This is a genomic window from Burkholderia cepacia complex sp. TUM26381 (genome assembly GCF_057439935.1).
The window spans coordinates 1,021,066-1,039,293 of the sequence record NZ_CM172008.1 but is presented as its reverse complement, the minus strand read 5'-3'; the positions used below and the strand labels follow the sequence as shown (position 1 = coordinate 1,039,293).

General features: G+C 66.4%; 17 protein-coding genes. 10 read left to right on the top strand and 7 right to left on the bottom strand.

Going from position 1 to position 18,228, the window contains the following annotated elements; all coding sequences use genetic code 11:
- Positions 1-15 precede the first annotated feature (15 nt).
- The 8 genes from ACWMMN_RS36540 (at position 16) to ACWMMN_RS36505 (ending at position 8,535) form a co-directional block, all read left to right on the top strand.
- Positions 16-1,233 carry a xanthine dehydrogenase family Fe-S subunit gene (locus tag ACWMMN_RS36540; RefSeq protein ID WP_486424240.1) on the top strand — a complete coding sequence of 406 codons (1,218 nt, stop codon included), beginning with the start codon at positions 16-18 and terminating at the stop codon, positions 1,231-1,233.
- Between the two features lie 76 nt (positions 1,234-1,309).
- The gene (locus ACWMMN_RS36535; protein ID WP_340626150.1) at positions 1,310-2,275 is read left to right on the top strand and encodes an amidohydrolase family protein; all 966 of its coding nucleotides are present in this window, start codon (positions 1,310-1,312) and stop codon (positions 2,273-2,275) included.
- A gap of 51 nt (positions 2,276-2,326) precedes the next feature.
- Positions 2,327-3,079 (top strand): maleate cis-trans isomerase family protein, encoded by a 753-nt coding sequence (locus ACWMMN_RS36530; RefSeq protein ID WP_486424239.1) that lies wholly within the window; start codon positions 2,327-2,329, stop codon positions 3,077-3,079.
- Between the two features lie 17 nt (positions 3,080-3,096).
- Positions 3,097-3,951, top strand: a complete 855-nt coding sequence (locus ACWMMN_RS36525) for an alpha/beta fold hydrolase (RefSeq protein ID WP_486424238.1) — start codon at positions 3,097-3,099, stop codon at positions 3,949-3,951.
- A 29-nt stretch (positions 3,952-3,980) separates the two neighbouring features.
- Positions 3,981-5,009, top strand: a complete 1,029-nt coding sequence (locus tag ACWMMN_RS36520) for a 2,5-dihydroxypyridine 5,6-dioxygenase NicX family protein (protein WP_486424237.1) — start codon at positions 3,981-3,983, stop codon at positions 5,007-5,009.
- Between the two features lie 11 nt (positions 5,010-5,020).
- On the top strand, positions 5,021-5,647 hold the full coding sequence (locus ACWMMN_RS36515) for an isochorismatase family protein (protein ID WP_059242185.1): 627 nt from the start codon (positions 5,021-5,023) through the stop codon (positions 5,645-5,647).
- Positions 5,648-5,773: 126 nt separating this feature from the next.
- Positions 5,774-7,363, top strand: a complete 1,590-nt coding sequence (locus ACWMMN_RS36510) for an MFS transporter (protein ID WP_486424236.1) — start codon at positions 5,774-5,776, stop codon at positions 7,361-7,363.
- 77 nt (positions 7,364-7,440) lie between these two features.
- The gene (locus ACWMMN_RS36505) at positions 7,441-8,535 is read left to right on the top strand and encodes a porin (RefSeq protein WP_486424235.1); all 1,095 of its coding nucleotides are present in this window, start codon (positions 7,441-7,443) and stop codon (positions 8,533-8,535) included.
- 22 nt (positions 8,536-8,557) lie between these two features.
- Here ACWMMN_RS36505 and ACWMMN_RS36500 read toward each other — a convergent pair whose 3' ends face one another.
- Entirely contained in the window at positions 8,558-9,064 is a 507-nt protein-coding gene (locus tag ACWMMN_RS36500) for a MarR family winged helix-turn-helix transcriptional regulator (RefSeq protein WP_174994040.1), read from the bottom strand.
- A gap of 349 nt (positions 9,065-9,413) precedes the next feature.
- Between ACWMMN_RS36500 and ACWMMN_RS36495 the strand changes: the two genes are divergently transcribed.
- Positions 9,414-10,739 carry an MFS transporter gene (locus tag ACWMMN_RS36495; RefSeq protein WP_174994084.1) on the top strand — a complete coding sequence of 442 codons (1,326 nt, stop codon included), beginning with the start codon at positions 9,414-9,416 and terminating at the stop codon, positions 10,737-10,739.
- Between the two features lie 167 nt (positions 10,740-10,906).
- Here ACWMMN_RS36495 and deoC read toward each other — a convergent pair whose 3' ends face one another.
- Positions 10,907-11,587 (bottom strand): deoxyribose-phosphate aldolase, encoded by a 681-nt coding sequence (gene deoC, locus ACWMMN_RS36490; RefSeq protein ID WP_486424234.1) that lies wholly within the window; start codon positions 11,585-11,587, stop codon positions 10,907-10,909.
- A gap of 146 nt (positions 11,588-11,733) precedes the next feature.
- On the opposite strand from deoC, the gene deoR reads away from it, so the two are divergent.
- Positions 11,734-12,504 (top strand): DNA-binding transcriptional repressor DeoR, encoded by a 771-nt coding sequence (deoR, locus tag ACWMMN_RS36485; RefSeq protein WP_059242175.1) that lies wholly within the window; start codon positions 11,734-11,736, stop codon positions 12,502-12,504.
- Between the two features lie 34 nt (positions 12,505-12,538).
- Here deoR and ACWMMN_RS36480 read toward each other — a convergent pair whose 3' ends face one another.
- From ACWMMN_RS36480 to ACWMMN_RS36460, 5 genes are all read right to left on the bottom strand, one after another.
- On the bottom strand, positions 12,539-13,591 hold the full coding sequence (locus ACWMMN_RS36480) for an aldose 1-epimerase family protein (protein ID WP_486424233.1): 1,053 nt from the start codon (positions 13,589-13,591) through the stop codon (positions 12,539-12,541).
- A 2-nt stretch (positions 13,592-13,593) separates the two neighbouring features.
- Positions 13,594-14,967: an L-fucose:H+ symporter permease gene (gene fucP / locus ACWMMN_RS36475; RefSeq protein WP_340626146.1), complete on the bottom strand. Its 1,374-nt coding sequence runs from the start codon at positions 14,965-14,967 to the stop codon at positions 13,594-13,596.
- 40 nt (positions 14,968-15,007) lie between these two features.
- Complete coding sequence (rbsK, locus tag ACWMMN_RS36470; protein ID WP_174994043.1) at positions 15,008-15,934, bottom strand: ribokinase; 927 nt, start codon at positions 15,932-15,934, stop codon at positions 15,008-15,010.
- Positions 15,935-16,268: 334 nt separating this feature from the next.
- Entirely contained in the window at positions 16,269-16,946 is a 678-nt protein-coding gene (locus ACWMMN_RS36465) for a hypothetical protein (protein WP_059242169.1), read from the bottom strand.
- Between the two features lie 325 nt (positions 16,947-17,271).
- Positions 17,272-18,132, bottom strand: coding sequence for a PhzF family phenazine biosynthesis protein (locus ACWMMN_RS36460; protein WP_059242167.1), 861 nt, complete (start codon positions 18,130-18,132; stop codon positions 17,272-17,274).
- Between the last annotated feature and the right edge of the window lie 96 nt (positions 18,133-18,228).

The window sequence follows — 18,228 nt, the reverse complement described above, 5'->3', positions numbered from 1 at the left end:
TGACAGGAAGATTTCATGTCTGCCATCGAACTGACGATCAACGACAAACCCGTCCGCAACGAAGTCGCGCCACGCGTGCATCTCGGCGATTTCCTGCGCGATACCCATCACCTGACCGGCACGCACCTCGGCTGCGAGCACGGCGTATGCGGCGCGTGCACGGTGCTGTGCGACGGCGAACCGGTGCGCGCGTGCATCACGTTCGCGGTCGCGTGCGATCGACGTGAGGTCCGGACCATCGAGGGGTTCGACGACGACGAACTGATGACGCGGCTGCGCCGCGCGTTCTCGCAGCATCACGCGTTGCAATGCGGCTACTGTACGCCCGGGATGCTCATCACTGCGCGCGATATCGTGCAGCGCTTGCCGGACGCGGACGAGGCACGCATCCGGCTCGAACTGTCGGGCAATCTGTGTCGCTGCACCGGGTACATGGGCATTGTTGCAGCGATTCGCTGGGTGCTCGACGACCTGAGACGCAATCCGCTCGCGCAGCCGGTGCCGTCGGCGTTGCCGGCGGTCGCCGGGCCCGCCGGGCGCGCCGGCGCGACGGCCGGATTCACGACGTTCGATGCGAAGCGTGCCGAACCGGTGCCGGGCGCCGCGACGCCGCCCGTCCGCCCGGCTCAGGTGGCGGAGCCGTCCGCCACCGTGCCGTCTGCCGCCGACCGCAAGGGCTGGACCGCGATCGACGACAGCTTCATCGTGCCGTTCCCGCTCGAGCGCGTATGGGCGTTCATGGGCGATCTGCCGTCGGTGACCGCGTGCCTGCCGGGCGCGGAACTCGTCGAGCACGACGCGGAGAAGGTCAAGGGCCGCATCGCGATCAAGTTCGGACCGATGTCCGCGAACTTCGCGGGCTCGGCCCGGCTGGAGCGCGACGACGCGAACCATCGCGCGGTGATGCGTGGTGCCGGCCAGGACAATATCAGCCGGTCGCGCGCGAACGGCGACGTCACGTATGCGCTGACGCCCGAGCAAGACGGTGCGCAAACGCGTGTCGCGGTGACGCTCGAATACATGCTGCAGGGGCCGCTCGCGCAGTTTTCGCGATCGGGGCTCGTCAAGGATTTCGTGCGGCGGATGATCGCCGATTTCGGGGCACGCATCACCGCGCAGCTCGGCGGCGACGCCGCACCCGCGGCCGGGCCGGCGACGACGAAGTTCAACGTCGGCGCGATGATCTGGAGCGTCGTCTGGGGGCGCATCAAGCGCCTGTTCGGAGGACGCTGAGCAAGGCAGGCCGCGGACGGCATCGTCCGCGATATCCCGCCAAAATTGTCAGTATGCTGAATATATGGAGCATGAAGTGACCGACCGTATCCGCAAGATCGCGCTGGAAGAACATTTTTCGACGCCCGGGTTCCACGCGTACTCGAAGAGTTTTACGCAACACATCGCGCCGGCGGTGCTGGCCGACCTCGGCGCGCGGCTGGCCGATTTCGACGTGCTTCGGCTCGCCGAGATGGACCGGGCGGGCATCGACTACACGATCCTGTCGCAGACCGGCCCGAGCGTGCAGGGCGAGCGCGACGCCGCCGTCGCGGTGGCGCGTGCGCGGGAGAGCAACGATTTCCTGGCTGCACAGATCGCGCGGCATCCGTCGCGCTTCGGCGGATTCGCGACGCTGGCGATGCAGTCGCCGGATGCCGCGATCGACGAACTGACGCGCACCGTCACGACGCTCGGCTTCAAGGGCGCGCTGGTGAACGGGCACACGTTCGGCGCGTATTACGACGAGCGTGCGTACGACCCGTTCTGGGCGTGCCTGCAGGCGCTCGACGTGCCGCTGTACCTGCATCCGGCCGACGCGTACGTGACGCCGCGCGTGTTCGACGGACATCCGGAACTGGCGGGCGCCGCATGGGGGTGGGGAGTCGAAACGGGCACCCATGCGCTGCGGCTGCTGTTCGGCGGCGTGTTCGACCGTTTCCCGGGCGTCAAGGTGATCCTCGGGCACATGGGCGAGGGCCTGCCGTTCCTGCGCTGGCGCTTCGACAGCCGCTTCGCCGTCTATTCGCACGGCGTGAGGCTTGAACGCCAGCCTTCCGACTATTTCGGCCGAAACATCCTGATCACGACGTCGGGCGTGTGTTCGGCGCCCGCGCTGATCGGTGCGATCGGCGAAATGGGGGCCGACGCGGTGATGTTTTCGGTCGACTACCCGTACGAGTCGACGGCCGTCGCGGCCGACTTCATCGAGCAGGCGCCGCTCGACGACGCAACACGGCAGCGCGTCTGTCACGGCAATGCGGCGCGCATTTTCAGGCTTTGACGCCGGGGTCCGGCGTCACGACACCCTTCCCCGTAGAAACAGGAACCTGCAATGAGCAAGCAATTTCGTATCGGCCAGATCGTGCCGAGCTCCAATACGACGATGGAAACCGAGATCCCGGCGATGCTGCGGCTGCGCGAAACGATCCGCCCCGAACGCTTCACGTTTCATTCGAGCCGGATGCGGATGAAGAAGGTCGTCAAGGAAGAGCTCGCGGCGATGGATGCCGAATCCGACCGCTGCGCGATGGAGCTGAGCGATGCGCGCGTCGACGTGCTCGGCTACGCGTGCCTCGTCGCGATCATGGCGATGGGCCACGGCTACCACCGAGTGTCGCAGGCGCGCCTGACGAAGCACACGGCCGACAACGGCGCGCAGGCGCCCGTGCTGACGAGCGCGGGCGCGCTCGTCGACGCACTGAAGGTGATCGGCGCGAAGCGCATCGTCGTCGTCGCGCCGTACATGCTGCCGCTCACCGAACTCGTGGTCGACTACCTCCGCAACGAAGGCTTCGACGTGCTCGCCTATCGCGCGCTGGAGATTCCCGACAACCTCGACGTCGGCCGCCACGATCCGGCGCGCCTGCCCGGCATCGTGAAGACGCTGCCGTACCAGGATGCCGATGCGATCGTGCTGTCCGCGTGCGTGCAGATGCCGTCGCTGCCGGCCGTCGCGCAGGTCGAGGCGATGACGGGCAAGCCGGTCATCACGGCCGCGATCGCGACCGCCTACGCGATGCTGCGCGAGCTCGATCTCGAGCCTGTCGTGCCGGGCGCCGGCGCACTGTTGTCCGGCGCGTACTGACGAAGCGGAGTGTGTTCATGAGCGATCGTTCCACTTTCATGTACGGCGGCAACGTTCACGCGAACGGCATCCGCCAGCATTACCTGCGCTACGGCGGCCGGCAGGCGCCGCGTGCCGGCCGCGATCCGGTCGTCATCGTGCCGGGCATCACGAGCCCGGCGGCGACCTGGGGCTTCGTCGGCGAGCATCTCGGCACGATCTGCGACACCTATGTTCTCGACGTGCGCGGGCGCGGGCTGTCGTCGGCGTCCGATACGCTCGACTACAGTCTCGATGCCCAGGCGCGCGACCTCGTGGCGTTTGCCGACGCGCTCGGCCTCGAGCACTACAGCGTCGTCGGGCATTCGATGGGGGCGCGCATCGCGGTGCGTGCCGCGGCGGCGAAGCCTGCCGGCATGGCGCGCATCGTTCTGGTCGACCCGCCGGTATCGGGGCCGGGGCGTCGCCCCTATCCGTCTGCGCTTCCGTGGTACATCGATTCGATGCGCATGGCGCGCGACGGTGCCGGCTACGCAGCCATGCGCGAATTCTGTCCGACCTGGACCGACGAGCAATTGCGGCTGCGCGCCGAATGGCTGCACACGTGCGACGAGCGCGCGGTGCGGGCCAGCTTCGACGGCTTCCATACCGACGACATCCATCGCGACCTGCCGTCGATCGACATCCCGGTGATGCTGATGACGGCCGGGCGCGGCGATGTCGTCCGGCAGGCCGACGTGGACGAGATCCAGCGCCTCGTTCCGCATCTCGTCCACGCCCATGTCGCGGATGCCGGCCACATGATCCCGTGGGACGACGAAGCCGGCTTCTATCGGGCCTTCGGCGGATTTCTCGGCGTGCCGCTGCCGTTCGCTGTCGCGACCGGGCGCTGAGCCACGACACACGTTCAAAGGAGCCCATCATGCCCGTAAGCGATTTCCAGATGGTCGACGCGTGGAAGCAGGTCCTGACGCTGTCGCGCCTCGAACCCGGCCAGACCGTCACGATCCTGACGAGCTCGGCCACCCACCCGCAAACCCTCAGTACCGCATCGATCGCGGCCCAGTCGATGGGCGCGGTGGTGAACCGGCTGGACCTGCCGCCCGTCAACGGCGAGAAGTCGCTGAGCCGCGATTCGCTCGCGTATCTCGGCACGACGCCGCTGACCGGCAACCGGGCGGCGATTGCGGCGCTCAAGGCGAGCGATCTCGTGCTCGACCTGATGACGCTGCTGTTTTCGCCCGAGCAGCTCGACATCCTGAAGGGCGGCACGAAGATCCTGCTCGCGGTCGAGCCTCCTGAAGTGCTGACGCGTCTCGTGCCCACCCAGGAAGACCGCACCCGCGTGCTGGCCGCCCGCGCGCGCATCGCGTGCGCGAAGGAGATGCGCGTGGTGTCGGCGGCCGGCACGGATCTACGCTGCCCGATCGGCGAGTTCGACGCGATTGCCGAATACGGTTTCGTCGACGAACCGGGGCGCTGGGATCATTGGCCGAGCGGTTTCGCGCTGACGTTCCCCGACGAAGGGCGCGCGTGCGGACGTATCGTGATCGATCGCGGCGACATCCTGCTTCCGCAGAAGTGCTACGTCCGGGAGCCGATCGTCCTCACCGTCGAGGCCGGCTTTGCGACGCGCATCGAAGGGGGAATCGATGCGCAGCTGCTGTCCGAATACATGGCGACGTTCGACGATCGCGAAGCGTATGCGATCTCGCATATCGGCTGGGGGCTGCAACCGCGGGCGCACTGGGCGACGCTCGGCCTGTACGACCGCGAGGCCACCATCGGCATGGATGCCCGCGCGTTCGAAGGCAATTTCCTGTTCTCGCTCGGACCGAACAACGAAGGCGGCGGCCAGCGCACCACGACCTGTCACATCGACATCCCGTTGCGCCACTGCGACGTCTTCCTCGACGGGGAAGACGTGGTGCGCAATGGCAAAGTCGTTTGAGGAGACCGCACATGACACATGACCTCGATACCTATCGCCGCCAGCGCTTCGGTGCGGCACTCGAACCGGTCGCGCCGGTCGGCCTGCTGATCGTCGACTTCGTGAACGGCTTCGCCGATCCGGACGTGTTCGGCGGCGGCAATATCGCGCAGGCGATCGAACGGTCCGTGCCGCTTCTCGCAGCCGCCCGCGCGCGCGGCTGGCCGATCGCCCATACGCGCATCGTGTTTGCCGACGACGATGCCGACGAGAACCTCTTCACGACCAAGGTGCCCGGGTTGCTCGCGCTGAAGGAGCACGCGCACAACAGCGCGATCGTGCCGGAACTGACGCCGTGGGCGGGCGAACTCGTGGTGCGCAAGACGGGCCCGTCGGCGTTCTTCGGCACGCCGCTCGCGGCCTGGCTCGCGCAGCGCGGCGTGCGCACGCTTGCGGTGGCCGGCGCCGTCACGAGCGGATGCGTGCGGGCGAGCGTCGTCGACGCGATGCAGTACGGCTTCCGCCCGTTCGTGCTCGCCGATTGCGTCGGCGATCGCGCGCTTGCCCCGCACGATGCGAATCTTTTCGACATGGCGCAGAAGTACGCAGCCGTCATGGCGCGCGACGAAGCGCTCGCGTGCCTGGACGAGGCGACGTGACCGTACGCGGTATCCGCTCCGCACGGGACGGGTACTGCGCTCGATCGAACGTGACGCAAAGGCTGTCGCTGAAGCGATCGGCCGGATAAAAGAATCGCCCGGCCCGATCCGGGACAAGGAGACAGCATGTTGACAGCAACGCCTGCCCCGGCGGCGGGGACAGTCACGCGCAGCGAATTCACGCTGATCGTGGCGTCGTCGTTCGGGGCATTGCTCGAGTGGTACGACTTCTACATCTACGCGGCGCTCGCCGCGACGTTCAGTACGCTGTTCTTCCCGAGCGGCAATGCGGCCGCGGCGTTCCTGGCCAGCCTCGCGACCTTCGGCGCGGGCTTCCTCGTGCGGCCGCTCGGTGCGCTGTTTTTCGGCCGTCTCGGCGATCGCATCGGCCGCAAGTACACGTTCATGGCCACCATCGTGCTGATGGGCGTCGCGACAGTCGGCGTCGGCCTGTTGCCGCCGTACGCGCACATCGGCGTGGCGGCGCCGGTGTTGCTGGTGGTGCTCCGGCTGCTGCAGGGTTTCGCGCTGGGCGGCGAGACCGGCGGCGCCGCGACCTACCTGGCCGAACATGCGCCGGACAGGCGCCGCGGGCTCTATACGAGCGCGTTGCAGACCACGGCGACGCTCGGCCTGCTGTCGTCGATCGCGGTGGTCGGCGCGACGCGCGCGCTGGCCGGGCACGATGCGTTCCAGGCATGGGGGTGGCGCATCCCGTTCCTGGTCTCGCTGGTGCTGCTCGCGATATCCGTCTACCTGCGCACGCGCCTCGCCGAATCGCCGACGTTCCAGCGGATGAAGGAAACCGGCAAGCTGTCGAAGTCGCCGATCGGCGAAAGCTTCGGCACGTGGGCGAACCTGAAGTATGTGCTGGTGATGCTGTTCAGCACGGCGTCGGGTGTCGGCGTGGTGTTCGGCACCGGGCATTTCTACTCGATGTATTTCCTGCAGAACACGCTCAAGGTCGCGCCCGAGACCGTCAACCTGTATCTCGCGATCGCGCTGGTTGGCGCATTTCCGTTCTACCTGTTGTTCGGCTGGCTGTCCGACCGGATCGGGCGCAAGTGGATCATGGTCGCCGCCTGCGCGTTGCTGGCCACGACGACCGTGCCGATCTTCCACGCGCTGACGCACTATGCCAATCCGCAACTGGAGGCGTTCCAGGCGCGTACCGACGTCGTCGTGCATGCGGACGATTGCCACTTCTCGCTGTTCGGTGCGCCGCGCAGCGAGTGCGACCGCATTCGGGCCTTTCTGAGTGCGTCCGGCGTGTCCTACGAGCAGGCGGCGACGGCCGGGCGTCCGTACACGACGATCGGCACCGTCAGGGTCGACGGTACCGACCCGGCCGCGCTGCGGCGCACGCTGCTCGCGGCTGGCTGGACCGATCGCGCCGACCCGGCGCGGATCAACGGCGTCGCGGTCGTGCTGCTGATGTGGCTGCTGATCTTTTACCTGACGATGGTGTACGGCCCGATGGCCGCGTTCATGGTCGAGCTGTTTCCCGCGCGTATCCGCTACACGTCGCTGTCGCTGCCGTTCCATCTCGGCTCGGGCTGGTTCGGCGGCATGCTGCCGTTCGTCGTGTCGGCGATGGCGGTCGCGCACGGCAATGTCTATTTCGGCCTCTGGTATCCGGTCTCGATCGCGCTCGTCTCGGCCGTGGTCGGTGCCGCGTTCGTCCCGGAGACATTCCGGCGCGACGTATCGCACTGACGCGGCTGCTCGATGAAAAACAGGCGGCCCGCACAAGGACGGGCCGTCACGGTAGAGATCCTTTCAAGGAAACGACAATGCGTGCGTGGCAAGTGGCGGCGTGTGGAATGTGCACGGCGTGGTGGTCCGTGTCGGCGTGGGCCGATGCGTCGAGTGTTCAGCTCTGGGGTGTCGTCGATGCGGGCGTGACCGTCGTCAGCAACCAGAAGGGGCATCGCAACACGCTGATGGATACTGGTATCGCATCGCCCAATCTATGGGGATTGCGTGGCCAGGAGGATCTGGGCGGCGGCTATCGCGCGGTCTTCGAGCTGACCGACCAGTTCAATCTCGGCACCGGCGCGGTCTTTCCGACCAACGGCGGCGGGCTGTTCGGCCGCACTGCCTACGTCGGGCTGGCGAGCGATCGTCTTGGCCGGCTCACGTTCGGCGAGCAGTACGACTTCATGATCGACAGCCTGCTGCGCCATGACAACTCGGTCGCGATTGCCGGCCTGTATGGTTTCCGGCAGGGCCCGTTCGCGGGCCTGGGCATTCCGAACAACGTGTCGGGCAGTTCGAACTTCGACCGGATGTCCGGAACGGCGATGCCCAATGCCGCGAAGTATGTGACGCCGACCTGGAACGGCCTGTCGGCCGGCGTGATGGCCGGGTTTGGCGGCGTTCCCGGTTCGATTGCGCAGCAGAGCGGACAGAGCGCGGGCCTCAACTATGCAATCGGGGCGCTGTCGCTCGGCGCGGCCTACACGTACCAGCGCTATCCGCAGCTCGGCAGCGGCATGCGCGGCATCCGCAATGTCGGTGCGGGCGCGACGTATGCGCTTGGCGCGCTGACGTTCAACGTGCTGTACACGAATACGACGAACACCGCGAACGATGCGCGAATCGATGTCTATCAGGCGGGCGTGCGTTATCAGGCCGACGCGGCGCTGTCGATCGGTGGCGATTACGAATTGATGCGCGGCAACGGTGTGCTGCACGACGATCGCGCGCACCAGTTTTCGCTCGGTGCCCGCTATGCGCTGTCGAAGCGCACGGTGGCCTATGTGGAAACCGTGTACCAGCAGGTTGCCGGAGACGACCAGCCGAAGGCGTGGATCATGGCCGTGTCGAGCCCGTCGGGCAGCAACCGGCAGATGCTCGCGCGCGTGGGGATGCTGCACCGGTTCTGAACGGGCGACGAACCTGCCGCGATCAGTCGAAATGCTTGAGCGACGTGCGTCCGTACTGGTTGTTGCCTTCGACGAGCGCCATCATCATCCGGACGAACTCCGTGCGCTCCTTCGCGGACAGCGGCTCCATGAACCTGACCTGCGCCTCGCGCATGCTGTCGTACATCTCGTTCATGATGCGCGTGCCTTTCGCCGAAATGGTGGCCAGCTTCTGCCGGCCGTCGAGCGGGCTCGGTTCGCGTTTCACGAGCCCGCGCTCCTCCAGCCGCCGCAGCACGTCGGCCATCGTGGTGCGGTCGACGCCGACTTCGGCGCACAGCGACGTCTGGTCGAGGCCGGGGCGCTCGTTCAGCGTCGTCAGCAGCCCGTACTGGACCGGCGTGATGTCGAAGCCCTTGCAGCATTCGAAGAACAGCGCGATGTGAATCTGGTTCAGGCGGCGGATCAGGAAGCCCGGGCGTTGCCACAGATGGCCCGTTTCGAGGTCGGGTTCGGGCTTGGACGTCTTCTTGTTCGTAGCGGAAGTCATGACGGAACATCCAGAGGGGTCGTTCGATGGGGCCATTGTAGCCCGGCCGCTATCGGGCACGACGCGCCCGCTGGCCGTGACGGCCGTGATGTCAGGGTAACCCTGCTTGCAGCGGGAAAATTCTCGATATACAAAACAATATGTCAGTGTACTGATTAAATGATCGAAAACGATCCCGATCGATGGAGGCGATGCGGGAGGGTGGCAGCGTCGATGTTCCGATAGTAAGACAGACCCTGGCGATGCAGGACAGGAACCTTCCGGATGGTTGACCTGCATCCAATTCGTCAGTGAGCTGATTATAAAGATACCGAACGGAAGTGAACCTTTCAAGTGTTTGGAGATTGCAATGAATTCAACCCCCGTGCAACCCGGCGAGCTGTCGACGGATGTCCGTTCGCTATCGCGCAACGATGTCAAAACGCTCTTTCTGGCGTCGCTGGGCGGCGCGCTCGAATACTACGACTTCATCGTCGCGGTGTTTTTCACGAAGCTGCTCGCGACGGTGTTTTTTCCGCCGCATACGCCTGAATGGCTGGCGCAGCTCGAGGTCTTTTGCGTGTTCGCGGCAGGCTATCTCGTGCGTCCGATCGGCGGCATCTTCTTCGCGCATTTCGGCGACCGGATCGGGCGCAAGAAGATGTTCGCGCTGAGCCTGTTCCTGATGGCGTTTCCGACGCTGCTGATCGGCCTGTTGCCGGGCTACGCGACGCTCGGCATCGTCGCGCCGCTGCTGTTCCTGCTGTGCCGCGTGCTGCAGGGCCTGTCCGTGGGCGGCGAGGTGCCCGGCGCCTGGATCTTCTGTTCGGAGCATGTGCGGCGCGATCGCGTCGGGCTGGCCTGCGGGCTGCTGATGGCGGGCCTGTGCACGGGGATCCTGCTCGGTGCGCTGAGCGCCAGGTACCTGTCGTCGAACCTCGATCACGAGAGCCTGCTGGCATGGGGCTGGCGCATGCCGTTCATCGCCGGGGGGGTGTTCGGGCTCGTGTCCGTCTACCTGCGCCGCTATCTGCACGAGACGCCGGTGTTCGAGGCGCTGCGTGCAAAACGCGCGGCGGACGCCAGGCTGCCGCTGTCGATCGTGCTCGGGAATCATCGTGGCGCGATCGCCGTGTCGATGCTGGCGACCTGGGTGTTTTCCGGCGTCTTCGTGCTTTTTTTCCTGTTCACGCCGACCTATCTGCAGTCGCAGTTTCATCTCGATGCGAAGACGGTGTTCACGATGAATTCGTGGTCGATCCTGATGCTGATTCTCGGGAGCGTCGCTGCCGGCTGGGCGGCCGACGTGATCGGCGGAGGCCGTGCGTATGCGATCGGATGTGCCGGCATGCTCGCCGTGTGCGGCGCGTTCTACTGGACGCTGACGGCAGGCGGCGGCGTGTCGTGGCCGCTTTACGTGGCCGGCGGGTTCCTGATCGGGACCATTACGCTCGGGCCGTACATCATCGTCCGCAGTTTCCCGCCTGAAGTCCGCTTCACCGGGTTCGCACTTGCCTACAACACGGCCTATGCGTTGTTTGGCGGAACGGCGCCCGCCGTCGCGTCGTATTTCGTCGGCAAGCTGGGGATCGTTGCGGCGCCCGGCTACTACACGGTCGCCCTGTGCGTGCTTGGCATCGTCATCGGACTGTTCTGGAAAGCGCCGGTGTCACGCGACACGAGTCGTCCAGAATAGGATGCGCGCGCCGGTCACCGGCCTTGGGAGGCATCGGCGAGCGTCGTGAACGGCGTGCGGCCGTCGCGGCTCGCGAGCGTGACGCCGCGCGACGAGGCGTGCGTTTCCTGGGCGGTGCCGCAGGTTGCCGGCCGCGTGAAATTTCCCGGCGGCCGGCCCTGCGCGGTTCAGTACCCCGATCCGTTGCCATCCTGGTCGGTGACGATCGCGACCCCCGAGCTCGTACCGAGCCGCGTCGCGCCGGCTTCGAGCATCGCGAGCGCGGCCGCGCGGTCGCGCACGCCGCCCGATGCCTTCACGCCCAGCACGGGGCCGACCGTGCGGCGCATCAGTGCGACATCCGCGAGCGTCGCGCCGCCGTGGCCGAACCCGGTCGATGTCTTCACGAACGCGACGCCGAGATCGCGGCACATCTCGCATACGCGGATTTTCTCGTCGTCGGTCAGCAGCCCCGTTTCGAGGATCACCTTGAGCGGCACCGCGCCGCATGCGCGATGTACGGCCGCGATGTCGGCCTTCACGTCGTCGGCGCGGCCGCTCTTGAGCGCGCCGATGTCGATCACCATGTCGATCTCGCCGGCGCCTGCGTCGATCGCGGCTGTGGCTTCGAATGCCTTCGCGGCAGACAGCCCGGCGCCGAGCGGAAAGCCGACGACCGAGCACACGAGCACACCGGTATCGGCCAGTTCGCGCGCGGCGAGCGGCACGTTCGCCGAATTCACGCAGACCGAGTAAAAGCGATGCTCGGCCGCCTGGCGGCAGAGTTCGCGGATCTGCGCGTCGCTCGCGTCGGGCGCGAGCAGCGTGTGATCGATGGTTTGGGCGAGCTGGGCGTTGGAAAGCGGCATGTGTCAGGACTCCACGGATCGTGTGCGGAAAGGGCACACGGAAAGTTGATGTTTTCACATCGGTTTGTTACAAATACGACATTCCGGCCGGGCCTGTGTGCCCGGCACGACACGCGACGGATGCGACGGGTACGCAGGATACTGGCATGGAAACGAAGAAGGGCGAACGGATCAAGACATTGATGAACGTGCTGCAAGGGCAGAACGCGATTCATCTGAAGGAAGTGGCCGAGCTGTTCGGTGTGTCCGAGATGACGATCCGCCGCGATCTCGCGGACAATCCGCACGGTCTCAGCCTGATCGGTGGCTACGTGACGCGCCATTTCGCCGCGCAGCGCAGCGATATCGGCGAGTACCTGATCAGTGCCGAGAACAACCGGCAGACCGAGGAAAAGCGCCGCATCGGCAAGCTGGCCGCGCAGTTCGTGACGACCGGCGACACGATCTTCGTCGACTGCGGCTCGACCACGCCGTTCATCGTCGACTTCATTCCGGACGATCTCGAATTCACGGCGGTTTGCAATTCGCTGAACGTGTTCGCGAAGCTGCAGCAGAAGCCGCATTGCAACGTGATCCTGTGCGGCGGTGCGTATCACCGCCAGAACATGGTGTTCGAATCGGTCGCCGAAACGGGCATCCTCGACTCGGTACGCGTGTCGAAGGCGTTCATCTCGGCGGCCGGCGTGAGCGACCGCTGCGGCGTCACGTGCTTCAACTTCCACGAAGTCGATGCGAAGAAAAAGGTGATGGCGCGTGCGCAGAACCGCTTCCTGCTCGTCGACCACACGAAGTTCGACGAAGTACGCGCGGCCTATTTCGCCGAACTGACCGATTTCAACTACGTGATCTCCGACGGGCAACTGAGCCGCCGCTACGAAACGGCGATCCGCGAACACGGGATCGCGCTCGTGACCTGATGGCGCACGGACGTGCGTCGCGCTTTGCATCGCATCACGCATCGCGCGCTTCCGCCGCACTCAGGTAACCGGTGAGCACGTCGAAGCGGCGCGATGCGCCCGATGCGAGTGCGGCGACGTGGCCCTTGCGGCGTTCGGCTTCATAACCCTCGGGCTCGCAGGTCGACGGCAGCGCGAACGCGGCGACCTGCTGGTCCGCGTTGTGCAGGATCCAGCGCGTCACATGCGGGAATTGCTCCGGGCGATAGGCGGTGTGGAACGCCCCGCCGTCCGGATGCGCGAGCCGGAAATGCGCGACGCCGTCGGCGTCCGTTTCCACGCCGTTCATGAAGAACACGATCTCGGGGTCGTACAGCGCGGGCGCATCGAGCGTCGCGAGCCGCTCGGGTTCGCGCGCGAGCGTGGCCGTGTAGTCGCGCCATGCCGCGGTCGGCTTCACGTGCGCGGGCACGCTGTCGCGCAGCCGCAAGCCGCCGCGCGACAGCGATTGCACGAAGCGGCCGCCCGGCACATACGCGTAGTTCAGGTGGGCCATGTACATCAGGTCCATCGGCGTGCCGCCGAGATTCGTTACGTCCATTGCGATCGTCATCTGCGCGTCGTGCTCCGCCAGCCGCACCGACGGACGCGCAACGTAGTGGCTGCCGAAGCCCTGCACGTACTCGTATTCGCCGGTCACTTCGACGCATGCGCCGCGCGCATCCATGCCGACGACGAGGCTCGCGCGGTCCATCGGCGCACACGGCATCTCGCCGTGCAGCGCATGCGTGTCGTCCGGCCCCGGGCAGCCGTTGCGCAGCAGCCCGCTGTGGAACATGAAGCAGCCGTAGGTATCGATGATCGATGCCGCCCGCTTCGGCTGCCGGAACATGTGCTGCATCGTCAGGTCGCGGCCATCAAATTGCGCGGCCCAGATCATCTGGCCGAGATACGGCAGCACGACGAGATGGCCTCGGCGGTTTTCGAGCTTCAGCGCTTCGACGCCGGACGGATACGCGAACGCGGTGACGGTGAAGCCGTTGGTGCGGTACAGCGTGCGCGGCGTCTCGCGGAAGTCGTCGCGCCGCAGTTCGATCTCGCCTCGCATGGTCATGCTCCCGACGTGTTGCGCGGTGCGGCGTAGCGTGCGGGCGCGCGGCTGTCGGCGGGCGCATCGGGCGTCGCGGCCGGCAGGTGGCGCAGGCAGTAGAAGCCGTAGTAGACGATCACGACGAAGCACGCGAGCGGCACGACGAACGCGAGCTGCATGTTGCCGCCGGTGTGGTCGGAGATCAGCCCCTGGATCAGCGGCACGACCGCGCCGCCGACGATGCTCATCACGAGGATCGAGCCGCCGTATTCGGTGTCCTTGCCGAGACCGTCGATCGTCAGGCCGTAGATCGTCGGCCAGCACGGGCCGAGGAACACGCTCACGCACACGGCGGCATAGACGGCCGTGATGTTGTGCACGCTGATCGTGTACGCGAGCAGCGCAATGCACAGGATGCCGTAGACGATCAGCACCTTGGCCGGGCCGACGCGTTTCATCACGAGCGTCGCGACCAGCTTGCCGACGAAGAACGCGAAGAACGTCGCGAGCAGATAGTGCGACGCGCCGCGCTCGGTGAGGCCGCCGATCTGCATCGCGAGCCGGATCGTGAAGCTCCACACGCCCACCTGCGCACCGACATACAGGAACTGCGCGACCACGCCCGCGACGAAGCGCCGGTTGCCGAACAGCCGTGCGAGCGTGCCGCGCGCGTCGATCCGGTGCGTGACCGCGCCGGGCCCGTTGCCCTTGCAGGCCGGGTAGGGCGTGAGCGCGAACACGATGAACACGGCGACGAGCACGGCGATCAGCCATTTGTACGGCTCGAGCGTGGCCTGGATCATCGCGAGCTGGTGCACGTGCGCTTCGGCGGCCGACATCGCCGCGAGCTGCGCATGCGACGCGTCGCCTTCCTTGAAGATCAGGAGGCTGCCCATGTAGACGCCGGCCATCGCGCCGAACGGATAGAACGTCTGCGAGATATTCAGCCGCCGCGTGCTGGTGTCGCGCGGGCCCATCAGCGTCGAATACGAGTTCGCCGCCGTTTCGAGGAACGACAGGCCCGCGGCAATCACGAACAGCGCGACGAGGAACATCCCGTATTTCGCCATCGACGCGGCCGGGAAGAACAGCAGGCAGCCGGTCGTGTAGAGCAGCAGGCCGACGAGGATCGTCGTCTTGTAGCTGAACTTCTTCACGACGGTCGCGGCCGGAATCGCGAGGAAGAAGTAGCCGAGATAGAACGCGGACTGCACGAATGCCGATTCGAAATCGGACAGGAAGAACGATTTCTTGAACTGTGCGATCAGCACGTCGTTCAGGTTCGCGGCGGTGCCCCACAGCGCGAACAGGCAGCACAGCAACGTGAATGCGAAGAGCGGCGTGCGGTTCAGGTAATAGCCGTCGGGTGTGTGTTCGATCCTGGCTCGGCTCATGGGTGTCTCCTTCCCAATGTCTCGTCGATGAAGGCGCCGATCAGAGGCCGGCGTCGTGGAGAAAGCGTTCGAACGTCGCGGCGTCCGCATACGACTTCTGCGTGCCGAGGCCCGTGACCGAATGCGCGGCATACGCGGACGCGTAGCGCATCGCGTCGACGGCATCGCGCGATCTGGCGTAGCAGCGCGCGAAGCAGCCGATGTATGCATCGCCGGCGCCCGTCGTATCGCGCGCGTCGACCGGGACGCCCGGCACGTGCCGGGCGCCGTCGTGCGAGACGAGCAGCGAGCCTTGGTCGCCGAGCGTGACGAGCACATGCTTCAGCCCGCGCGCGACCAGCGCTTCGGCGGCACGGGCCGCGCTCTCGCGCGAATCGACCGGCATGCCCGACACGATCGCGAGCTCGGTTTCGTTCGGCACGAAGAATTCGACGGAGCGGATCCGTTCGAAATCGAGGTCGGCCACGGCGGGCGCGGGGTTCAGCAGCACCGGGATGCCGTGCCGCGCGCCGAATTCGATCGCGTGATAGACGGTGTCGAGTTCGATCTCGAGCTGCAGCACGATCAGAGCGCAGTCGGCGAGCGCCGGCGCGGCCGCGTCGATGTCGGCCGGCTGCAGATGGCGGTTCGCGCCCTTGACGATCAGGATGCTGTTGCTCGAATCGGGCTCGACGAAGATCGGCGCGACGCCGCTCGGCACGCCGGCGACCTTGCGTACGTGCGTGGTGTCGATCCCTTCGCGCGCGAAGTTGCGGATCGTGTTGTCGGCGAACACGTCGTCGCCGACCTTCGTGACCATCACGACGCGTGCGCCGAGGCGGGCGGCCGCGACGGCCTGGTTCGCGCCCTTGCCGCCGCAGCCGAGCTCGAAGTTCGGCGCCTCAAGCGTTTCGCCCCGGGCGGGCATGCGGTCGACGTAGGTCACGAGGTCGACCATGTTGCTGCCGATGACGGCGATTGTCTCCATCTGCGTCTCTTCCTTGGTATGGGGTGCGCCGCGCGCGTGGTCGACGGCGGCTTGCAACAGGTGATAATAAAATCACATTAAATGTGATAATGCAATCTCCTGATGTTATTGGGGTCACTTTTCACGGGGTATGTGTGGCCGGAATCGTGGTATCGGTGATTTTGTTGTCGGATGTCGTACAAGGCCGAAATGCAGCTTCCGCCTTTGATGGCGGGGTGCTGCTTCCGGGAAGTCGCGTGATGCGAGGGCGCGCGCCGGGTCACCGGGCGTGCACGGCGGGCTTAGCCAGGAAGGCGGCGGCGATGCGGGCGCGTCCGTCAGGCGGGCGCGGCGCTTATGCGTACGCGCGGATCAGCGTATCGAGATTGCGTTGCGCGAGCGGTGCGAGCGGCGCGAATTCCGCCGATCGAAACAGCGGGGTCTGCGCGCGCAGATGTTCGAGCGCCTGCTTGCGGCCCGCGCGGAAAATGGCCGATGGCGCATCGGGATCCTGCGCCCATTCGCGGGCGATCGCGCGATCGTATTCGCGCAGCCGGCCGGGCGCGGCCGCGAGGATCGCGAGATCGGCATCGAGAAAAATCAGCCCCGCGCGCTGCAATGCCGGCGTGGACGCGAGGCTGTCGGGCAGCCGGTGCGATTTCGTTGCAAGCACGAATGCATGCGCGGCGGCGACATGCGATGCATGCGCTTCCAACCACGCTGCGTCGCAGCGCGCGTTCGTGACCTGGACGAGCCATTGCGCGCTGCGCGCTTCGTTTTCCGCATAGTCCGGCAGCGTCGTCGCGTAGACGACATCGTGTGCCCAGACGGCGAGTTCGATCGCCGGCCACAGCGGTTCCGCGCGATACGGCGCGAGATGACCGAACAGTTCGGCCAGGTGCGAGAGCGTGTGGTAGAAGCGCTGCGACTCGCCATAGGCACGCTCGACGAGCGGCCAGACGGCGGCCGTGCCGAAGCAGGCGTCGCAGGACGCGCGCAGCGCGCGGGCGAGGTCGGGGGCGAGGTCGTTCATGGCGGCGATCGGCTTGGGCGGGCGATGCGTGCAGCTTACCGTGCGTGGCGCAAGTGCGTGCCCGAAACGCGGTATTTTCGGGCGAACGTACAGTCAAGCGGGCGAGATGAGGAAAATGCCCGCTCATCGAGCGGGCATGTGAAGTGGTGGCGCGGGACCGTACCGCAGAATCCCTTCCAAGCCGAAAAGCCCGGCGCCCTGTTTTCTTTCACCTAGCGTCGATCGGCGATGACGTGAGCGTACTCAGGCCCGGCGAGACGCTGCACGAAGTGCAGTGGGGCGGGTGGGAGCGCGATGCGCGAAAGCGCCGCCCTGATCGCCCGCGTCACACGTTGATCACGCCGCGCCCGATTTCGATCACGCGCCCGCCGACGCGGATGTCACCCGTAGCGCCGACCGACAGCCGCAGTCGGCAAGGCCGGCCGACGGCATCGCCCTGCTCGACCTGAAACGCGGCAGGCAGATCGCGTCCGGCGGCAAGCAACCAGCCACCCAGGTTCGCGCAGGCCGACCCGGTGCCCGGATCCTCCGACACGCCGCCGCCTTGCTTCACGAAGAAGTAGCGGGACACAACCGTCCCCGGGCGCTCGGCGTCGAATGCGAACACATACGCGGTCCTGCGGCCGAGACTGCTCTGAGGCCAGATGTCGAGGCGGGCGCTGTCAGGCCGCGCGCGCCGCACGGCGGCGGGGTCCTTGAGCGCGACCAGCAACTGGTCTGCACCCGTGTCGACCCAGATCGGCGGCGCGAGCAGATCGTTCTCGGCGAGGCCCAGCAGCGCCGCCGTCTGCGCATCGGTCAACTGGCACGGTGCCGTTTTCGGCATGCCTGCATGCGGCGCGGTGAACGTCCACACGTCGTCGTGCGCCTGGACGTCGACAACCCCCGCCTTGAATTCGAGTGCGAGCGTGCCGCCTGCTTTCTGCAGGTCGCGCACGACATGCGCGGTACCGAGCGTCGGATGGCCCGCAAAGGCCATTTCATAGCCCGGCGTGAAGATGCGTACGCGCGCATGCGCACGCTCCGACGGCAGCACGAAGGTCGTCTCCGACAGGTTGAACTGCACGGCCAGCGCCTGCATGGTCGCATCGTCCATGCCGCGCGCATCGTCGAATACGCACAGCGGGTTGCCGCCGAACGTCGATTCGGCGAAGACATTCAGCAGGCGGAAGGCATACGGGGTCATGTGAATCTCGCGTGGATGAAGCGATTGCCCGGCTTCGAAACAGGAGTGATCGGCTGTCCACAGCCGCGTGATCGATGCATGAGGTGGTCATGCAGT

Coding starts and splice junctions, on each gene's coding strand:
- ACWMMN_RS36540 (WP_486424240.1), top strand. CDS start 16: ATGTCTGCCATCGAACTGACGATCAACGACAAACCCGTCCGCAACGAA.
- ACWMMN_RS36530 (WP_486424239.1), top strand. CDS start 2,327: ATGAGCAAGCAATTTCGTATCGGCCAGATCGTGCCGAGCTCCAATACG.
- ACWMMN_RS36525 (WP_486424238.1), top strand. CDS start 3,097: ATGAGCGATCGTTCCACTTTCATGTACGGCGGCAACGTTCACGCGAAC.
- ACWMMN_RS36520 (WP_486424237.1), top strand. CDS start 3,981: ATGCCCGTAAGCGATTTCCAGATGGTCGACGCGTGGAAGCAGGTCCTG.
- ACWMMN_RS36515 (WP_059242185.1), top strand. CDS start 5,021: ATGACACATGACCTCGATACCTATCGCCGCCAGCGCTTCGGTGCGGCA.
- ACWMMN_RS36510 (WP_486424236.1), top strand. CDS start 5,774: ATGTTGACAGCAACGCCTGCCCCGGCGGCGGGGACAGTCACGCGCAGC.
- ACWMMN_RS36505 (WP_486424235.1), top strand. CDS start 7,441: ATGCGTGCGTGGCAAGTGGCGGCGTGTGGAATGTGCACGGCGTGGTGG.
- ACWMMN_RS36500 (WP_174994040.1), bottom strand. CDS start 9,064: ATGACTTCCGCTACGAACAAGAAGACGTCCAAGCCCGAACCCGACCTC.
- ACWMMN_RS36495 (WP_174994084.1), top strand. CDS start 9,414: ATGAATTCAACCCCCGTGCAACCCGGCGAGCTGTCGACGGATGTCCGT.
- deoC (WP_486424234.1), bottom strand. CDS start 11,587: ATGCCGCTTTCCAACGCCCAGCTCGCCCAAACCATCGATCACACGCTG.
- deoR (WP_059242175.1), top strand. CDS start 11,734: ATGGAAACGAAGAAGGGCGAACGGATCAAGACATTGATGAACGTGCTG.
- ACWMMN_RS36480 (WP_486424233.1), bottom strand. CDS start 13,591: ATGCGAGGCGAGATCGAACTGCGGCGCGACGACTTCCGCGAGACGCCG.
- fucP (WP_340626146.1), bottom strand. CDS start 14,967: ATGAGCCGAGCCAGGATCGAACACACACCCGACGGCTATTACCTGAAC.
- rbsK (WP_174994043.1), bottom strand. CDS start 15,934: ATGGAGACAATCGCCGTCATCGGCAGCAACATGGTCGACCTCGTGACC.
- ACWMMN_RS36465 (WP_059242169.1), bottom strand. CDS start 16,946: ATGAACGACCTCGCCCCCGACCTCGCCCGCGCGCTGCGCGCGTCCTGC.
- ACWMMN_RS36460 (WP_059242167.1), bottom strand. CDS start 18,132: ATGACCCCGTATGCCTTCCGCCTGCTGAATGTCTTCGCCGAATCGACG.